Annotated in this window: 16 protein-coding genes; 8 read left to right on the forward strand and 8 right to left on the reverse strand. The window is 38.4% G+C overall.

From position 1 onward, the window contains the following. Window positions 1-538 precede the first annotated feature (538 nt). On the forward strand, window positions 539-1,318 hold the full coding sequence (locus tag WG906_RS00855; RefSeq protein WP_339990620.1) for an exodeoxyribonuclease III: 780 nt from the start codon (window positions 539-541) through the stop codon (window positions 1,316-1,318). A 130-nt stretch (window positions 1,319-1,448) separates the two neighbouring features. On the opposite strand, the gene WG906_RS00860 is transcribed toward WG906_RS00855, so the two are convergent. Next, a complete protein-coding gene (locus WG906_RS00860) occupies window positions 1,449-1,670 on the reverse strand; it encodes a DUF1456 family protein (protein WP_339990621.1) in 222 nt (73 codons plus the stop codon). A 68-nt stretch (window positions 1,671-1,738) separates the two neighbouring features. Beyond that, complete coding sequence (locus WG906_RS00865) at window positions 1,739-3,970, reverse strand: monovalent cation:proton antiporter family protein (RefSeq protein ID WP_339990622.1); 2,232 nt, start codon at window positions 3,968-3,970, stop codon at window positions 1,739-1,741. Between the two features lie 597 nt (window positions 3,971-4,567). On the opposite strand from WG906_RS00865, the gene WG906_RS00870 reads away from it, so the two are divergent. The 5 genes from WG906_RS00870 (at window position 4,568) to WG906_RS00890 (ending at window position 8,606) form a co-directional block, all read left to right on the forward strand. Further along, entirely contained in the window at window positions 4,568-5,248 is a 681-nt protein-coding gene (locus WG906_RS00870) for a response regulator transcription factor (RefSeq protein ID WP_339990623.1), read from the forward strand. After that, window positions 5,245-6,510 carry a sensor histidine kinase gene (locus tag WG906_RS00875; protein WP_489737889.1) on the forward strand — a complete coding sequence of 422 codons (1,266 nt, stop codon included), beginning with the start codon at window positions 5,245-5,247 and terminating at the stop codon, window positions 6,508-6,510. Before WG906_RS00870 ends, WG906_RS00875 begins: the two co-directional genes overlap by 4 nt. 61 nt (window positions 6,511-6,571) lie before the next feature. Continuing rightward, the gene (locus WG906_RS00880) at window positions 6,572-7,018 is read left to right on the forward strand and encodes a hypothetical protein (RefSeq protein WP_339990625.1); all 447 of its coding nucleotides are present in this window, start codon (window positions 6,572-6,574) and stop codon (window positions 7,016-7,018) included. A gap of 31 nt (window positions 7,019-7,049) precedes the next feature. Continuing rightward, the gene (locus WG906_RS00885; protein ID WP_339990626.1) at window positions 7,050-7,964 is read left to right on the forward strand and encodes an SdiA-regulated domain-containing protein; all 915 of its coding nucleotides are present in this window, start codon (window positions 7,050-7,052) and stop codon (window positions 7,962-7,964) included. Between the two features lie 45 nt (window positions 7,965-8,009). Continuing rightward, entirely contained in the window at window positions 8,010-8,606 is a 597-nt protein-coding gene (locus tag WG906_RS00890; RefSeq protein WP_339990627.1) for a DedA family protein, read from the forward strand. A gap of 4 nt (window positions 8,607-8,610) precedes the next feature. On the opposite strand, the gene WG906_RS00895 is transcribed toward WG906_RS00890, so the two are convergent. The 4 genes from WG906_RS00895 to WG906_RS00910 form a co-directional block, all read right to left on the reverse strand. Next, window positions 8,611-8,940, reverse strand: a complete 330-nt coding sequence (locus WG906_RS00895) for a DUF6686 family protein (protein WP_339990628.1) — start codon at window positions 8,938-8,940, stop codon at window positions 8,611-8,613. 6 nt (window positions 8,941-8,946) lie between these two features. Continuing rightward, window positions 8,947-10,242: a PepSY-associated TM helix domain-containing protein gene (locus tag WG906_RS00900; protein WP_339990629.1), complete on the reverse strand. Its 1,296-nt coding sequence runs from the start codon at window positions 10,240-10,242 to the stop codon at window positions 8,947-8,949. A 77-nt stretch (window positions 10,243-10,319) separates the two neighbouring features. Continuing rightward, window positions 10,320-12,761 (reverse strand): TonB-dependent siderophore receptor, encoded by a 2,442-nt coding sequence (locus WG906_RS00905; protein WP_339990630.1) that lies wholly within the window; start codon window positions 12,759-12,761, stop codon window positions 10,320-10,322. A gap of 113 nt (window positions 12,762-12,874) precedes the next feature. Continuing rightward, window positions 12,875-13,594 carry a DUF4198 domain-containing protein gene (locus WG906_RS00910; protein ID WP_339990631.1) on the reverse strand — a complete coding sequence of 240 codons (720 nt, stop codon included), beginning with the start codon at window positions 13,592-13,594 and terminating at the stop codon, window positions 12,875-12,877. A gap of 100 nt (window positions 13,595-13,694) precedes the next feature. On the opposite strand from WG906_RS00910, the gene WG906_RS00915 reads away from it, so the two are divergent. Beyond that, window positions 13,695-14,624 (forward strand): AraC family transcriptional regulator, encoded by a 930-nt coding sequence (locus WG906_RS00915; protein ID WP_339990632.1) that lies wholly within the window; start codon window positions 13,695-13,697, stop codon window positions 14,622-14,624. 146 nt (window positions 14,625-14,770) lie between these two features. Here the strand turns inward: WG906_RS00915 and WG906_RS00920 are convergent, their stop codons facing one another. Beyond that, complete coding sequence (locus WG906_RS00920; protein ID WP_339990633.1) at window positions 14,771-15,175, reverse strand: RidA family protein; 405 nt, start codon at window positions 15,173-15,175, stop codon at window positions 14,771-14,773. A 139-nt stretch (window positions 15,176-15,314) separates the two neighbouring features. Here WG906_RS00920 and fabV point away from each other — a divergent pair, with 139 nt between their 5' ends. Further along, window positions 15,315-16,505 carry an enoyl-ACP reductase FabV gene (gene fabV, locus WG906_RS00925; protein ID WP_339990634.1) on the forward strand — a complete coding sequence of 397 codons (1,191 nt, stop codon included), beginning with the start codon at window positions 15,315-15,317 and terminating at the stop codon, window positions 16,503-16,505. Between the two features lie 109 nt (window positions 16,506-16,614). Here fabV and WG906_RS00930 read toward each other — a convergent pair whose 3' ends face one another. Beyond that, window positions 16,615-17,976 (reverse strand): hypothetical protein, encoded by a 1,362-nt coding sequence (locus WG906_RS00930; RefSeq protein ID WP_339990635.1) that lies wholly within the window; start codon window positions 17,974-17,976, stop codon window positions 16,615-16,617. Between the last annotated feature and the right edge of the window lie 25 nt (window positions 17,977-18,001).

The following is an 18,001-nucleotide window of genomic DNA, read 5'->3' on the forward strand; positions in this document are numbered from 1 at the left end:
ATATCTCTTTTCCACACAATGCAAAAGCACAGGCCAATCGTTCGATATGACGGGAATTATGTTATGAGCATTTCCATAGGATGCTTTGAGTTTGAAAACGAAACCAACACCCCATTCGTCACCTCGAACGGCCTTATGCCGGGGATAGAGCAGAGAGAGGTCTCCTGCCGATGGAAGCGGCTGTCCTTGTCGGCAAAGGAGATATCTCTCTTCCGCACAAGGCAAAGCACAGGCCATTCGTTCGATACGACGGGAATTATGTTATGAGCATTTCCATAGGATGCTTTGAGTTTGAAAACGAAACCAACACCCCATTCGTCAACTCGAACGGCCTTATGCCGGGGATAGAGCAGAGAGAGGTCTCCTGCCGATGGAAGCAGCTGTCCTTTTCGGCAAAGGAGATATCTCTCTTCCGCACAAGGCAAAGCACACGTTTGCATAGGACGCTTTAGTTTGAAATTATTGTATAAAATATTTCAAGCAATCCTTTTTAGTTTAATCAAAAACCTTTAATTAAATTTCGGCCTAATATTTTTCTATGCCTGCACTTCATCTTATTAATTGGAATGTTAATGGCCTGCGCTCCATTACAAAAAAGGATTTTGTTAAAGACATACAAGCGATGAATCCAGATATGCTTTGTTTACAGGAAACGAAGGCAGGAAACGAGGATGTAAGATCTCTGTGTGAATTATTACCGGGTTATAAAGTATATGTCAACTCATCCAAGGCCCGCAAAGGTTATTCCGGTACAGCCATTCTTAGCAAAACCGAGCCTCTGCATGTTACCTTCGATATGAATATTGAAGAACATGATCAGGAAGGCAGGATTATAACCGCAGAGTATGACCAATTTTTTCTGGTAACGGTTTACTCGCCAAATTCCGGGGAGGGCTTAAAGCGTTTAGATTACCGTGAGAAATGGGATAGTGATTTCAAAACTTACATTGCTGGTCTCCAGTTAAAAAAACCAGTCATTTTAGGCGGAGATCTGAATGTAGCCCATAAGGAAATTGACATTTCCAGAGCTAAAGAAAACTACAATAAATCAGCAGGTTATACCCAACGCGAAATCGACGGATTTAATAACTTATTGAGTACAGGTTTTATCGACAGCTTCCGGCATTTTCATCCCGATGAGGTAAAATATACGTATTGGAATCAATTATTCAACGCCCGGGCCAGAAACAAAGGCTGGAGAATTGATTACTTCCTGGTAAGCGATTCATTAATTAGCCAGGTAAAAGAAGCGTCAATTTATAACGAATATCTGGGTTCAGATCATTGTCCGGTTGGGTTGATAATTGATATTGATTAGAAGAAAATGCTCGTGCGGGGAAATATGAAGTAAATCCAAATGTAACCGGCAAGAACCTGATGTTAAATTTGGTTAGAGATTAGCTTTAAATGAAAGTATACTCTAATTCATTACAGGTTCCCCAAAGAACTTACTCTTTTTTTCCGCGCTTGTAAATTATCAGCCCGTTTAAAAAGTTACGCAGGAGCTGATCTCCACAGGGTTTAAAATTAGGATGATCATCTTTACGAAATATCGCACCCAACTCTGTTTTACTAATCCTGAAATCTACCAGGCTTAAAACTTCTATAATATCATCATCCGTAAACTTTAAAGCTACCCGAAGTTTCTTCATGATGTCGTTATTGCTCATGCTTTTTTATTTAGATCTTATGATGAATTTGAATTTGCCGAATTTACACGATTAAGATGGTTTACACCTTATACATTCTGCGTGAAAAAATCTTTAATGCGTTTCTTATTTCCCACGATGTAAACTATATCATCGGGTTGAAACACCAGAGTTGATTCAGGATTTAAGATCCTCTGATCATTGCGTTCAATCCCGATAATCAGGCCACTGGTTATCTCCTTAATACCCGAATCCCTGATACTTTTATAACATACCTGTGATTGATGCAATACTTTTACCTTTTGCAGTTGCAGGTCCTTTTTAGAGAATTGTACATCTTCATTTACCTGACTTGATACTTCAAGATGCTTTTTAATTTGAGCAATCTGTTCATCCGAACCTATAACCGTTAGTTTATCGTTAGGAAAGAGTCTTTCATCTCTTACAGGTGTTGGTATTGCCAGGCGCCCTCTTTCGATAAGAGCAACGTTTACCCCATAGCGTTCCCGAAATGCCAGCTCATTTAATGTTTTACCGGCCAAACTAGATTCCGGAGATACCTCAAGTTCGGTAAGGTGGGCGTCCCAGGGTACAATATCGGAATATTGATTAGAGAGGTCCCTGGAATTCAGATTAACTAAAAAGCGTTTTTCAAGCTTTTCATAAAATACCTGTAATCGGTTGGAAAAGATTACGATCAATAGTCCAAGAAGAACTACAGCAATCAATACGGCATACCAGGTATGCATGATAAGATAGATAGCAAATCCGATAAAACATACCGCCAGTATTATTCTGAATATCTCAATAGCAATTAGTGGCCCCCTGTGAATGCGTCTTTTAAGCCACAAATGAGTATATGCATGTTTTTCAATTCGCCTTCCGGCAAGAGCCCATAAAAAAGGAGTCATCAAAAGAATAGAAAACAAGAGTGAAACCAGATCGGCGTTTAATTCTGAGCCACTGTACTTTACAATTTGAGGATGAATAAATTTTGTCGAAATAAAAATTATTGCAATGAGAATCACAGAATGGATGGTTAAATTCATTGCATAAGCTTTTAATAACATTTTCCAGTCATTACTGCTCGTAATTTTCTCTGTACTGGAACTATACTGCCCAATACCCCTTACCCATCGTTCGGGCATCTTTTTTTCTATATAATTATAAAATGGTTCTGAAAACCGGATAAGATAAGGAGTTGAAAATGTGGTAATTGCCGAAACTGCGACCGCAATTGGATATAAGAACTCACTGGTAACCTTAAGAGTTAAACCCAGGGTTGCTATTATAAAAGAGAACTCGCCTATCTGAGCAAGACTTAAGCCGGTTTGAACTGATGTTTTTAAGGTTTGTCCGGACAACAGAGCTCCCAAACCAGAACTAAGAAACTTTCCTAAAACAGTAACTGCTGTAATGATTAAAATAGAGTAAAAGTGCTCTCCCAATGTATAGGGATTAATGAGCATTCCTACAGATATGAAAAACACAGCCGCAAAAAGATCTTTAACCGATTTGGTCAGATGTTCTATTCTTTCTGCCTGGGGGGTCTCAGCCAATATCGACCCCATCACAAAGGCCCCTAATGCAGGAGAGAATCCAACTTTGGTCGCAAAAATCACCATTAATAAACATAGGGCCAGAGAAACAATCATTAGTGTTTCATCATTCATTAATTTCCGGGTCCTTTTTAAAAAAGTTGGGATAAGGAATATGCCCCCAAGAAACCAAAGTGTCAGAAAAAACAACAACTTAAATACTTCAGTCAGCATTTCGGTGCCGGCAAATTGCTGACTCACAGCCACCGTCGACAATAGTACCAGCAAGAGAATGGCAACCAGGTCTTCAACAATCAGCACCCCGAATACCAGACCGGCAAACTGTTTATGCTTCACCCCTAATTCTTCAAATGCACGAATGATGATAGTGGTAGACGAAATTGAAAGTATACCTCCTAAAAATATACTATCTATATGGCTCCATCCTATTATCCTGCCGGCGGCATATCCTGCAAAAAGCATAAAAATCACTTCCACGATCGCAGTGATAGATGCTGAGCCGCCGACCTTAACCAATTTCTTAAAACTGAACTCAAGGCCGAGGCTGAATAACAGGAAAATCACACCAATTTCAGCCCATACAGTAATACTTTGAGCATCAGCAATTGTTGGGACCAAGGAAAAATGGGGGCCCACTAAGAAACCCGCGAGGATATAACCCAGAACAAGGGGTTGCTTTATTCTCTTAAAAATTAATGTGGTAACTCCGGCAGCGGCAAGAATTAACCCTAAATCATATATCAATTGTGGTAAATGCACCATACGTTAACTAATCAATTTATTGATTAACAATTACTTAACTTTACAAATAAATTTTGTAAGTATACCCTGGGCTCTTATAACAAGCCCTTAATTTCCAGCAAAATAAACAGGCAATTACCAGTGAGAATGGAACGGGAACAAGAGCAGAGAAAGAGTTTCATTTTTTACACTCAAGGTGTTTCTAATGCAGTTTAAAATCGCGATGTAATTTGCTTGAAATTTTAAATGTATACTGGTTAAACATCCTGAAAAATAAGAATTTCCTGTTTCTTTCTTTGTTATAAAATGGATAAATGTATGGGAAAGAATTAAGGATTTTTTTTGATTGGGTTCCGATTTGGATACCTGGCTGGTATTTGCGCACTCTTTAAATGAATACGTTTTACCTGATTCAAGTATAGAACAGAAGGCAACGAAAAAACTTACAGAAATTATTAAAAACCAAGTGAACTTTAGTTTTCGCATTTTCAAAAATAGATATTTATTTCCAAAAATGCCCGTAACACATATTTAGCGTAGCGAAAAGCCATATTTTCCTGGCTTAGCTTATCTTATATTCAAACCACATCCTGCATTATGCGTTAGGTAATAATAAATATGAAAATTTTAGTAGTTGAAGATGAGCAAGCCATGATGGATAATATTGTATGCGCCCTAGAAAGCGAGCAATATCTGGTTGAAACTGCTGACACCTATGAATCTGCGATTCAAAAAGTAAATGATTATCAGTACGATTGCATACTTCTCGACATCTCACTACAGCATAAATATACAGGGCTTGACATATTAAAAGAACTTAAAAAGTTAAATAAAACTGAAGGAGTAATAATTGTATCAGCTAAAAATTCACTTGATGATAAATTAACCGGACTTAATCTTGGAGCCGACGATTACCTACCCAAACCCTTTCATATTTCTGAACTGCTGGCCCGGGTGAAGTCTGTTAACAGGCGAAGGAAGTTTATGGGAAATAATCGAATCAATGCAGGAAACCTCCAAATAGATACTGAACAAAGAATTGCTTTGGTGGATGATCTGCCTTTTTCAACAAATCGTAAGGAGTTTGAAGTTCTGTTATACCTGGTTACCAATAAAAACAGGCTGGTAAATAAATCTGCGCTTGCAGAATATGTGTGGGGCGACCATATAGACGGTGCTGATAACTTTGATTTTATTTATTCTCAAATTAAGAATCTCAGAAAGAAACTTAAAGAAGCAAAGGCCCTTGTAGATATCCAGGCAATTTATGGTGTAGGTTACAAGCTCTGTGCAGAATGAAGCTCCTCAATTACACTTCAGCATATTTCTCAATCATCCTTATGATTATAATCCCCATCTGGGCCGGATTATTCTACGTGGCGATGCTTGATGAGGTGTATGATAGCATGGATGATGGCCTGGATAACCAGAGATTGCTTATTATTTCTCAAGCCGGAAAAGATAGTACGGTTTTAAACAGAAGTAACTTCGAGGAAGGCAATTATTCCATTTCTGTGGTGAATGAAGCCAAAGCTAAAAATCATAAAGATATTTTCATTGATACCCTGATGTACATGCAGAATGAAAAGGATTTTGAGCCTGTAAGAATGCTGAAAACAGTTTTCATGAAAAACAATCGTTATTATCACATGAGGGTAATAACCTCTATGGTTGAAGAAGATGACTTGATTACAGAATTAACCCATGCCCTGCTTTGGCTGTATTTCGGTCTAATATTTACTATTATTATCCTTAATAACTCTCTGCTCAGAAATACATGGAGGCCCTTTTACCTGTTAATGAACCAGCTGCGGGCTTTTAAACTTAATGATGCTAAGCCTCTTAAGCTCTCGAAAACAAGGATTGATGAATTTAATATTATGCAAGATACCGTTCAAAGATTTCTGAGCAACAATATTGATAGCTACAATAATCAAAAACAATTCATAGAAAACGCTTCTCATGAACTACAAACGCCTCTTGCCATCGCCTTAAATAAACTTGAATTGCTTGCAGAAAACCCTGCTCTGAATGAGGATCAAGCGGAATTATTAGGATCCGCTTTGAATAATCTGGAAAGGCTTAAACGTTTAAATCAATCGCTGTTGCTGCTTTCAAAAATTGAGAACGATCAGTTTGATGGAAGTATTGAAATTTCTGTAAATGCCCTTGTAAAGAAACTTCTTGAGGATTTCAGCGACCAGGTCGACTTTTACAATTTAAAATTAGTTCTTACAGAATCAGGCGACTGCAAATGGATTATGAATCCTGATCTGGCAGACATACTGCTAAGCAACCTGATAAAAAACGCCATCAAACATAGCTCGGTTGGTGATAAAATATCTGTAATCATTAGCGAGAACAGGCTTGTAATTGAAAACGATGGCAATACTCCATTGGATGCGAAGGCTATTTTTCAACGTTTTTATAAAAGCAGCGCTTCTACGGAATCTACTGGCCTGGGATTATCAATTGCGAAGGCAGTTGCGGCTGTAAGTCATTTAAGCCTAAGCTATCACTATGATGAAAAACATGTTTTTATTTTAGAATCGGGAATTTAGTCTTCTATTCCCAATTGTTTCCAGAATTGTATTGCAATTTTGACTTATAATCTTGCGGAACATGAAAAATTTCACATTGCTAATAGTATTTACAGGCATTATCATGATCTCATGTAGCGGCAACATACCAGCTAGAGATGTTCCCTCAATAGTTTTAAACACATTTAAAACTAAGTTCCCAAAGGCTGCGGATGTTGAATGGAAAAACAGTGAAGCCCTGTATACTGCGGAATTTGAAATTGGAAACATAGATCATGCGGTTCAACTTAACAGCAAGGGTAACATAGTTATCTATAAGAAGGAAATAGGCAAATCGGAACTGCCCGGCGGGATAAAAGCGCTCTTAAGCAATAAGTTTAAAACTTATTTCACTGATGAGATTGAAGCGGTCCAAAGGGAAGGTTTGGCATACTACCAGATAGAACTTGAAAGCAATGGTAAGCCTGAAAAAAAACTGGTTCTTTCGGCCGATGGAAGGGAAAATCATTCCATTACCTATTGGGATTAATTATATAACATCATACACTAAAATTACAATCATGCGTACAGCACTTTATATCATAGGATTTATACTGTTATCTATTGGCATTGCCTTTACACTACGCTCTGTCGACAAGGATAAAACAGAATCTGAAATAAGCGATAAAAAAGACAAGAAGGATAAAAAGGATAAGAAAAAAGGAAAACAAGATGATGGCATAATATCAGAAGTGAAAATTATCGGAAAGCATGATGTTCCTTCCATTTTAAAGGAGATATCAGCTTTGACTTATCTTGATAATAATCGCTTTGCCTGCGTTCAGGATGAGCTGGGGAAAATATTTATTTATAATATAAACTCTTCAAAAATAGAAAAGGAAATTTCTTTTGCTGGAGCAGGAGATTATGAAGGTTTGGCAATAGCTGGTAAAACAGCTTATGTGCTGCGAGCAGACGGACAAATATTTGAAATAAAGAATTTCGATAGCTCTAATCCTTCAACCCGTATTTATAAAACACATTTAACGGCCGATCATAATACCGAAGGAATGTGCTTCGACAGCAAAAATAATCGCTTATTAATTGCGATTAAAGGTTCAGAACCGCAAAACGATGATTACAAAGGAATTTATGGATTTGATTTGTCGACCTTAAAAATGGATAAAAACCCTGTTTATAAAATCGATCTCAACAATCCTGCTTTCTCAGGTTTTAAATCAAAAAAACCAGGATCACAAATGCAGCCTGCTGCAATTGCCATCCATCCTATGACCGGCGATATTTATATAACAGAAGCTACGAAACCTAAATTATTAATCATGGATAATAAAGGAAATGTAAAAACTGTAAAACAGCTGAGCAGTAAAGACTTTAATCAGCCTGAGGGAATAAGCTTTGGCCCAGAGGGCCAGCTGTTCATTTCAAATGAAGGCAGCAAGGAGCCAGGTAATATTTTAGAGGTAGAAGACCTGTAAATAGTTTTTTGAGAACTTTCAATTTAAATTCTGCTGCCTGTTAGAATGCTCTTCATAGAAACGTCAGGATTAATAGAATGGGGTGGATTCCTCATCATAGTTTGCTTTGTTTTTGCAGAGACCGGCTTGCTGTTGGGCCTTATTGTACCGGGAGGAGAAACCTTGCTTTTTACTGCAGGCCTCCTGGTAAGCACCCGCACTTTACAGGTTGATATTTTCACGTTACTCTTCAGTATTATTTTAGCGGCAATAGCCGGAGATGTTTCCGGATTTTATATCGGGAAAAAATTCAAAAAAGTTCTTTATAAGAAGAAAGACACATGGTATTTCAAGGGAAAATACCTTTTCCTGGCCGAAAAATTCATTGAAAAACATAAGAAATCAGCACTGATCTTTGGCAAATTCTTGCCGGTTATCCGCCCCTTCAGTCCGGTAATTACGGGCACCACTCATATGCGCTTCTCGTCATTTTTACCGGTGTCTCTGGTAGCGGTTATTTTATATGTGGGTGCCTTTACCCTCACAGGATATTTATTGGGATCGCAATTCCCGGAAATTAAAAATTATCTGGGATACATTTTACCCCTAAGTATCCTCATAGCACTAATTCCAGTTATCATCCAGGTCCGGAAAAACCGATAAAAGGTTAATCTCTCTGTTTGTATAACAAATGATAATATTGTTTCATTAACCCAGCTTCATCCAGGGCAATACTGAAACTATCCCATTCGTCCTTTGTAAAGGCTAGACTAATTTCTTTAGAAGGAGTATGCAGCATGGCTCTGCCTTCTCCGTCCGGAAATGGGAAGGCGCATTCTTCAAAATCAAGTCCTTCAGTATACCTTTTAAATGAAAGAAATTGTACCGATGTAAAGTTTAATACTATGTTTTTATGCCAGATATAGAATGATTTACAGATTACACAATAGCTGATTTGGGTATTTCCATTAAAACTCACCACTCTTGTTTCACACATAGATTTCTATTTATTAATTTCACAACTGCCCAAAAGGAGATTTTCAGCTTTATTTATAGCAAATTCCCTTCGTTTTAAAATCGGCTTCAGAAGTATTCTTTCATTTAAATCTATTTCATCGGGCTTTAAACGTCCGGTATACTTTCTCTTTTTAGATTTTTTTCTTTTCCCCCACCAGATCAGGAATCCCGTTACCGGAAGGCTTGCAGAAATCAGGCTGGCCAGAAATGCCAGAATTTTGCCGGGCAAACCCAATATCGCGCCAACGTGGATATCATAATTCATTCTGCGAAGCTTATCCGCTGCACCTGCGTCGGCATACTTACCAAAGTACGGACCATCGGCTTTTAATACTTTCAAACTATGCTGATCGAAATAATGATAATCCATTTTATAATAGGTACCCTGATTATAATAAACTGATATTCCGATCGCATCAGCAGATTTTTTGGGAATACTAATAAACATTGCAGTACGGTTATTTCCATTCCCGGAAAGACTCATCCAGATTTTATCTATAGCAGTCATTTTAAACGGCACTGTAAGTGTGGTATCCGAAATGGGTTGTTTATACTCTGGTATACTTTTACCGCCTGAACTTAACCAGTATACCGATTTGCTGAACCATTGAAAGCTCCACACTAATCCGGTTAAAGAAATGATTAGCAGAAAAAGACAACTATAAAATCCCAGTACATTATGTGTATCATAATTCGCTCTTTTAAAACTTCCATTCCACTTAATTTTAAAGCTTTTATCTCTGATAGATCTTATCCATTTCCTTGGCCACCAAAGCACTATTCCGGAAAGAAGCATTATTACAAAAACCAGCACACTCACTCCTACTATCGGTCTCCCGATAGGATAAGGAAGCCACAATGCGCGGTGACCATTGAGGACAAATCTGAAAAAATCGGAATTACTACCTCTGCTAAGTGATTTTACTTTCAAAACAGCTCCATTATATGGATTTAAGTATACAACTTCGTACCTGTCACCCGCCTTCGCCTCTTTAACTTTGTTTCTTGAAAAGAAGCTTATTACTACAGCTTCATTAGCTCCATTATAGGTTAAGCTTCCCGCCTTCTTTCCTTTTACTACATTTTCTGCAATAGAACTTAGTTTAGAAGGTTCAAGGAACGGCCCTTTCTGGGATGAAATAAATCGCCAGGGTTCAATGATGTTTTTGATTTCCTTTTCAAATACATAAATACAACCTGTAATACTTACAATAAATACTATAATGCCGGAAGCAAGTCCGAGCCAGAGATGCAATAGCCCTGATATCTTTTTAACGGTCATAGATTTCGTTTGATTAAAAAAGCAGGGGTGTCCAAATAGGTAGAATTAGCGGACACCCTTTTGCTCATTGTTATGTGTTAAAATTTGTAAGCAACACTAAACCTGTAGTTTCTGGGTAACTCATAGATCCAGTAATAAAAAGAAGTATTTGACGGGTTTTGCGGAATGTTTCCCTGAGTGTATAAGGTTTTATCGAAGACATTATTCACTAATCCTGAAAACGTCATTTTTCCTTTCTGGTATGAAAGACCAGCATCGAAACGCAGGTAATCTGTAAAATTAGGTTCGGTGTAATTTGCACCGGCGAAACGGCCCGTCTGGTACTGTGCGCCGCCTGATATACCCAGTCCCTTAAATGCCGATCCTTGTCTTCGAAGTCTGTAGGATAACCAGCCGTTAGCAACGTTTTTAACTGTACCGCTTAAATAAGTTCCCGTTTTATTTACGGCTGTCGTACCCGGTTTCACCTGATCTTTAGTAACCTTAGGCTCGGTAAATGCGTAGTTAAGTGTGGCGTTTAAACCTGGAAGTATTTCCCCTGTGATATCAAATTCAATTCCCCGTGTCCTTACTTCACCAACCTGTACCTGCCAGTTTCCCGGCTGATGTTCCGGGTCAATATCGGCTGTTAATACATTCTCCTTGGTAATGGTGTATGCGCTAAGTCCGCTGATCAGCTTTCCGTTAAACCATTCTTTTTTAATTCCAAATTCCAAATTGCTCCCTCTTACAGGCTCAAAGGCATTGCCGAAATAATCTGCACCGGCTGTTGGCAAATAGGTTTGATCATATAATCCGTAAACTGAAGTTTGTTTATCAACAGAAAAACTGAGGCCTATTCTGGGAGTTATTACATTGTCTTTAATATCAGCGGCATTCGTTTTACCAAGACTTACGGAATTGGTAAAACGGCCTGCTAATGTCAATCGTAATCTTTCATCTAAAAAGCGTAGTTCATCTTGCAAATAAAGTCCGGTGTAAGATAAATCTGTGGCATAAGTATTAGAACCAGAGCGTTCCCTAAGGCTTCTTGAACGGTTCAAAACCGGAATATCTTCGAGGAGGATACCATATTGCGGATTATAAACATTAAACGGGATCAGGGTTTTAACACCTCCGATATATTGGTAAAGATTTAGCTGGTTTCCCCCGGCAGGACTCGAAAAATCTCCCCAGGTTTTAAGATGGCCCTTATCCACGCCAGCAAGTAAACGATGCACCAGAGAACCGGTATTAAATTCGCCTTTAAGAGAAATCTGGCCTATCATATTAATTGCCAGCTCCTCACTCATGTTCATGGCCCTGGTCATGTTGCCATTTGCTTCAACAGATCCGGGCCAGATACCACCACCCTGCAAAGAGTAATTTACGTATGCTACCTTGCCATCAAGCGACCAGTTATTATTTAATCTGTGATTCAGATATAAAAAGATATTATGGTCGTTGATTTTATAAGTAGGCGTTGAAGGATCACCATAAAAAAAGCTCCTTGGCACATCGCCCAACGCATTTCTGGAGAAAGAATATGTTCCTAAAGCCTGTGCTTCTACATGCTGATGTGTATATTCGGCTGTAACTGTAGTGTTGCTGTCGACCCTGTAACTCAGTACCGGTGCAATAAGGTATTTGTCTGCGAAATTGTATTTATTGTACATGTCTTTAGTTTGTCCCATCAGGTTCAAACGGTAAAGAAGTTTCTTATCGCTGCTGAGTTTTCCATCAAGATCGAGGGCCGCTCTGGTTGTATTATAACTTCCGGCGCTAATAGACGCTGATCCCTGACCTGTTCCTGTAGGTTTTTTGGTTACTATATTATAAAAACCACCTGGCTCGCCGTGTGCCATCATAAATCCCGCAGGACCCTTTACAAATTCAATCCGTTCCACTATAGACATGTCATCAGACATAGGTCCCCAGGGCATTTTCATGTTTATGCCGTTTCTAAAAGCGGGTATTGTTGAACCACGCATCTGAATGTTAGCATATTGTGCATCCCAGTGACCTGTCCGGGTTGCACCGCTTACATTCCGGGTTACGCCATCTACCATATCAAATACAAGCTGCTCGCCGATGAGCTCTCTTGTTACCACTTTAATATTTTGCGGAACCTCTAAAAGATCGGTTTGTAAGCGCAAAGAGCTTGAGACCTTATCAACTTTATACTTATTAGCTGAAGAAGTTATCGTTACCTCTTTCAATTGAGCTGCATTTTCTTCTATAGTAAAATCGACCACTATTTTTTTAGTACTTAAGTCGATTGAACGGCTCTGCGTTTTAAGTCCTATACCCGACAATTGAATAGTATAGGAGCCATACCTAACCCTGTTAATAGTATATATACCATCTTCATTTGACATAGTGGTCATTGTGGAACCCAATAAACCAATTGCAACATCAGCTGCAGGCTGGCCGTCTGATGTAGTGACCCGGCCGGTTATGCCCCCGTAAATCCCCGTGGTTTGAGCATAAGACATATTAAACGCTATCCATAAAATGAAAGTAGAAATAATGCGATACATGTTAGTTTAGATTAAAATTATTTGATTGAAGTTCTTAAACGATAATTAGAATACTTTAAATGGCGCCTGTATTACCCGCAATTCATGATTACTGGCAACCAGGTCTTATGAACTTATTTTAAAATCTCGAGGCTGTAAGTTGCCCCTTTCCATATTGCTTCATAATTTTTTCCATTATGCTGCCCCGTAGTTTTTTTATAATCCGTTATTTCAAGGACATACTTTCCCGGCCATAAAGGAGTGAATTCAGCTGTTCCATCTGTTCCGGTTACTATCTCCCTTGACCATCCTGAAGGAGAAAAAACAGATATTTTTTGCCCTGTCCCTATGCCATCTCCTATAAATGCTTTAATTTTAACTGGTACATTTACTTTATTTACCAGATCCGTCTGAGGAAAAAGCCTTAGTTCATTAGTATTTGACGAGGTTTGAATATTTCCTGAAACTCTTCCAACCCGCACAGTAGCGCTCGCCATAAAGACATATCTGGTGGTTCCTCCCAGCTCCCTGGCATCATGGCTTACAAGTAAAGTATACACACCATCTGTGGCCGGGGTAAAGCTGGCCAGAGCATAATTTGGCATTAAGCTTGTTTTCAGCTGAACTTTCTGTTTATCCGGACCGATGAGCCACAAGCTGCAATCCTTTACATCCGAATACCACTTTGAAATTTCCTCCCTTTCATTACCGGAATATTCCCCGTAATATAATTTCACCTCCTGTGTTTGGCCGGCCTCCCCGGAATAATAAGTTTCAATCCATAGTGCATGAGCAAAAAGCGTATGCACGCTCGTAATAAACAATAGCAATAAAAATGTAGCTTTAAATTTCATCTCTTATTTAGACTAATTAAAAATAATTATGCAAATTTGCTGCTTTTAGAACAGTGCTGTCAACGGCATAGGGATTAAAACATACGCAGAACGGATTTTAATGCAGGTAACTATTACTGACTCTATCGGCCATGGAGCTATCTTTCAAAAGGAGTATCCAACTGATTTCATTTCAGAAAGAGGAATGGAGGAAACGAAAGGAATTTTCAGATTCAGCACCGGAAGAATAAACTTTCTTGAGACCTGGTTCGAGGGTATACGAATCCTGCTTGCTGATATCATTTCTGATAACCGCGGCATTTTTTCATATACCATGGACGAACCTGTTTATATAATGCTTTTCTGCCAGCAAGGAAATCTAAGCTTTAAATTATCCGGATTAAGTAAGGAGATCACTCTGGAGGCACAGCAGAGTGCGTTTATTCATATTCCTGCAGGTACCGTAAAAATAAAATCGTTTCATAAAACAAGGATAACTTGCATCCAGCTAACTAAAAAATGTTATGAGCGTCTGCTCCCAATCGGAAATCACGATTCACGGACAAATGAAATAAGCTTGATTTCTCCTTCAATAGAACTGATCCTCGATTCGATGAGTGAATGCAGGTATTCTATAGAAATGAAACGGATCTTCCTGGAAGCAAAAGTCCTGGAACTGTTATTATTCCAGGTTAAGCAAAGAAAAGTCACCTTCAGCAGCCGGTATCTCAGAAAGCACGATTTTGAAAAAATACAATACGCTCAGTCTCTGATCGAAGAAAATATTCGTACCCCCTGTTCATTAATTGAGCTGGCACACAAAGCCGGCCTCAACGATTTTAAATTAAAAAAAGGGTTTAAAGAGTTGTTAGGTACCACAGTTTTCAGCTATTTAAATGATCTGCGTATGAAAAAAGCGTGGGTGATGCTAACAAAAGAAAAGAGGTCGGTAAATGACGTATCGTATGAAATTGGATATAAAAACCCTCATCATTTTACTACAGCATTTAAAAAGAAGTTTGGCATGTTGCCAAGTCATTTAAATAAGTAAATGAAGTAGGTTTGCAAATATATTAATGCCGATATCTGTAAATCAGAGTGTTAGTGCTCAATAAGTTTATGTTTATTAATCACTATTTCCACAGCGCTAGCTTCATTGAAGGCAAATAATCAACAAAAAAAGTGTACAGAAACATTCTAAAGGGGGATAAACGCGGTTGCATCAATTTCTATTAAAAAATCGGGGTTAGCCAGGCCTGACACAATAAGAACAGAAATAGCCGGCGGATTGAAAGCACTCATATGTCTTTTGAAGATCTGAAAGGCTCCGTATGAATTCTGTCCCTGAACAATATAAATAGACAGTTTTACAATATTTTCAAAGGTCGCATCGCAGGCGGTAAGTGCAGTTAGAATGTTTTCCATCACCTGCTCGGTCTGAAGATGGATGTCGCCTTTTCCAATAATCCTCCCCTTTACATCTACGGCGTTCTGACCACCAATATAAATAGTCTTACCGTTTCCCTGAGTCGTCACAACTTGCGTAAATGCAGGATTTTTTAAGAGTCCTTCCGGATTGATGTGTTTTATACTCTCATTCATAATGTTTGATTTTATAGACCAATATTGCTCTTATCCTGTTGCGAATGATATAATTCAAAGCAAATAAATTTAATTGTATAAATATTCCCCCTTAATTGAAGAGGAATACTAAGTTTACCTGATTTTTTTAATACATACCATGATTATTGAACCAAAAATACGAGGATTTATCTGTTTAACCTCTCATCCCAAAGGATGCGAACAAAATGTAACCAATCAAATAAATTATATAAAGGAAAAAGGATTAATTGACGGACCTAAGAAAGTATTAGTGATAGGATCTTCAACAGGATTTGGACTGGCATCCAGAATCACCAGTGCTTTTGGATCAAATGCCTCAACTATCGGGGTGTTTTTTGAAAAACCCGCCACCCAGGGAAAGCCCGGTTCGCCGGGTTGGTATAATAATGCAGCTTTTGAAACTAAAGCTCAGGAAGCAGGATTATATGCAAAAAGTATTAATGGCGATGCATTTTCTAACGAGATTAAAGCAAAAACACTTGATCTGATAAAAAAAGATTTAGGGAAGGTTGACATGGTGATATACAGTCTGGCTTCCCCCCGCAGAACCAATCCGAAAACAGGTATTACGCATACTTCGGTTTTAAAACCAGTTGGCGATACATTTACCAATAAAACTGTAGATTTTCATACAGGCATTATTTCTGATATTTCGATTGAGCCTGCTAATGAAGATGAAATAAAGAATACTGTAGCGGTTATGGGCGGAAATGACTGGGCACAATGGATGGAAGAATTGAAGAATGCAGATCTGTTATCTCAGGGTGCTGTAACTGTTGCCTATTCCTACATAGGACCTGCCGTAACCGAACCGGTTTATAGAAAAGGAACAATTGGTAAAGCAAAAGAAGATCTGGAAAATACGGCTAACTCTTTAAACGATATGCTAAAGGAAATAAATGGAAAAGCCTATATTTCGGTTAATAAAGCATTGGTAACACAGGCCAGTTCTGCTATTCCTGTTATTCCATTATATATCTCTTTATTATATAAAGTGATGAAGGAAAAAGGGATTCATGAGGGATGTATAGAGCAAATTCAGCGCTTATTCAGTCAACGTCTGTATACAAATGGTGACGTTCCCCTGGATGCACACGGAAGGATACGTGTTGATGACTGGGAAATGCGGGAAGATATACAAACTATAGTATCTGATTTATGGAAAAATGCCACCACAGAAAACCTGCCCCACGTTGGCGACCTGGAGGGATATAGAAAGGATTTCATGAATTTATTTGGATTTAACGTGGAGGGCATTGACTATAAAGAAGTTGTTAATGAAGTGGTTAATTCTCCCGGACTGGTATAAACCAGGCACCTCGCAAAACCGGATGACGTTTTTAATGCATGCCTCCCTGCGAAACAGGGTTAAGGGCATGCCTTTTTTTATAATATTGCCAAAGACCTTTTCCATTTATCTATAACTTCCTGGTCTTAATCTTTTCCAAAGCTTCTTTATATTTGACTGAATAACGTTTATTAGTCTCTGCAAGCTTCATTGCTTTCAACTCCATTTGTTCCGCCTCATAATAGAATTCCAAACGGTAAAGCAGATGGGCTAGTGTGTCATAAAATTCTGGTTTAGGGTCAAGCTTTATTGATGTCTGACTCCATGATAAGGCTTTAGATAACAACTCCTTATTCTTCGAAGAAGTATAAATAATCCAGGCAGCATTGTTTAATTCCATGGGTGCCCTGGTAATTAATCCCGCATTTGCACTTTTTATCACTAATTTACCAATCTCCGGATCAAAAAGAGGAGGCTTCTCTAAATCTTCTACCGCGAGTTCTTTTCTTAATTCAGGGTATAATCTTCTGTATTTCTGCAGCGTGTCTATGGTTACTTTAGAGAAATTTCTATCAGTAAAATAGATTAACCTATTCACTAACTGTGATGTATCCTTTATCGCTGTGTAAAACCGTATTAGCTCTTTATCATAAATATATTGTGAATAATTATAATCTTTATTTGACCATAAATTACGCAAGTATTCAGCAGCCTGTTGAGCCAGTTTAGCATCCTTTCTCTTCACCGCTTCGCCAAACGTATTAAGCGAAGTACGCCTGTTTATTTCCGATCTTTCCTTAAGTGGAAAACTTGCCCAGGCACTATCCCTGATACCTTTTTTTGAAGTAACGATAGTATACAACGGACTACCGTAAATCAAACCGGTGTGCAAAAGAAAAGCAGTAACGGGAATTGTATTTATACTTTTCAATGTAAGCTGCTGAGCATATTCCTGAACCAGCCAGTGGTTAAAATAAATCCCTAACGTTTCCCTTTCGGCAATAAAGGCTTTTAGAAAAGCCGTATCACGAACTCCTTTTTTATACTCTTTTTCATACCAGGCAACCGACCGGTCGCTCTTAAACTTTACCTGAGCTAAACTTAAACTTGTTAATAAACTTTCGGCGTTTCTGAAATTGGGAAAGAACCTATAAAACAACTCACCTTCCCCATTCAGAAACAGCAATACAGGTGTACGTTCAACCGGATATTTCTTTTTAATATATGCATATACAGTATCGCCGGCAGCAGGTATAAAATTTATAAAATTTTTGTTTAAAACATCTGTAATACGTTTTTCTTTTCTGATGTTAATAAAACCCACCGGAACGGGTATTTCCGCAGACGGGATCATCAACAAACAAAGGGGCTTATTTTCATTTTGTGCCCTTGTTAAAGCTGATTTCAGGTCCCCTCTCTCCGAATTTAAGGATTGGGCGCCAGCCGTCTTGCAAAGCAGAATGGCCAGTATAAGATGTAAAAGGAATTTCATACGCATTTTAAGTTTGCATCAAACT

The sequence above is a fragment of the Pedobacter superstes genome, from assembly GCF_037622515.1.
In the GTDB taxonomy this organism is placed as follows: Bacteria; Bacteroidota; Bacteroidia; order Sphingobacteriales; family Sphingobacteriaceae; genus Paradesertivirga; species Paradesertivirga superstes.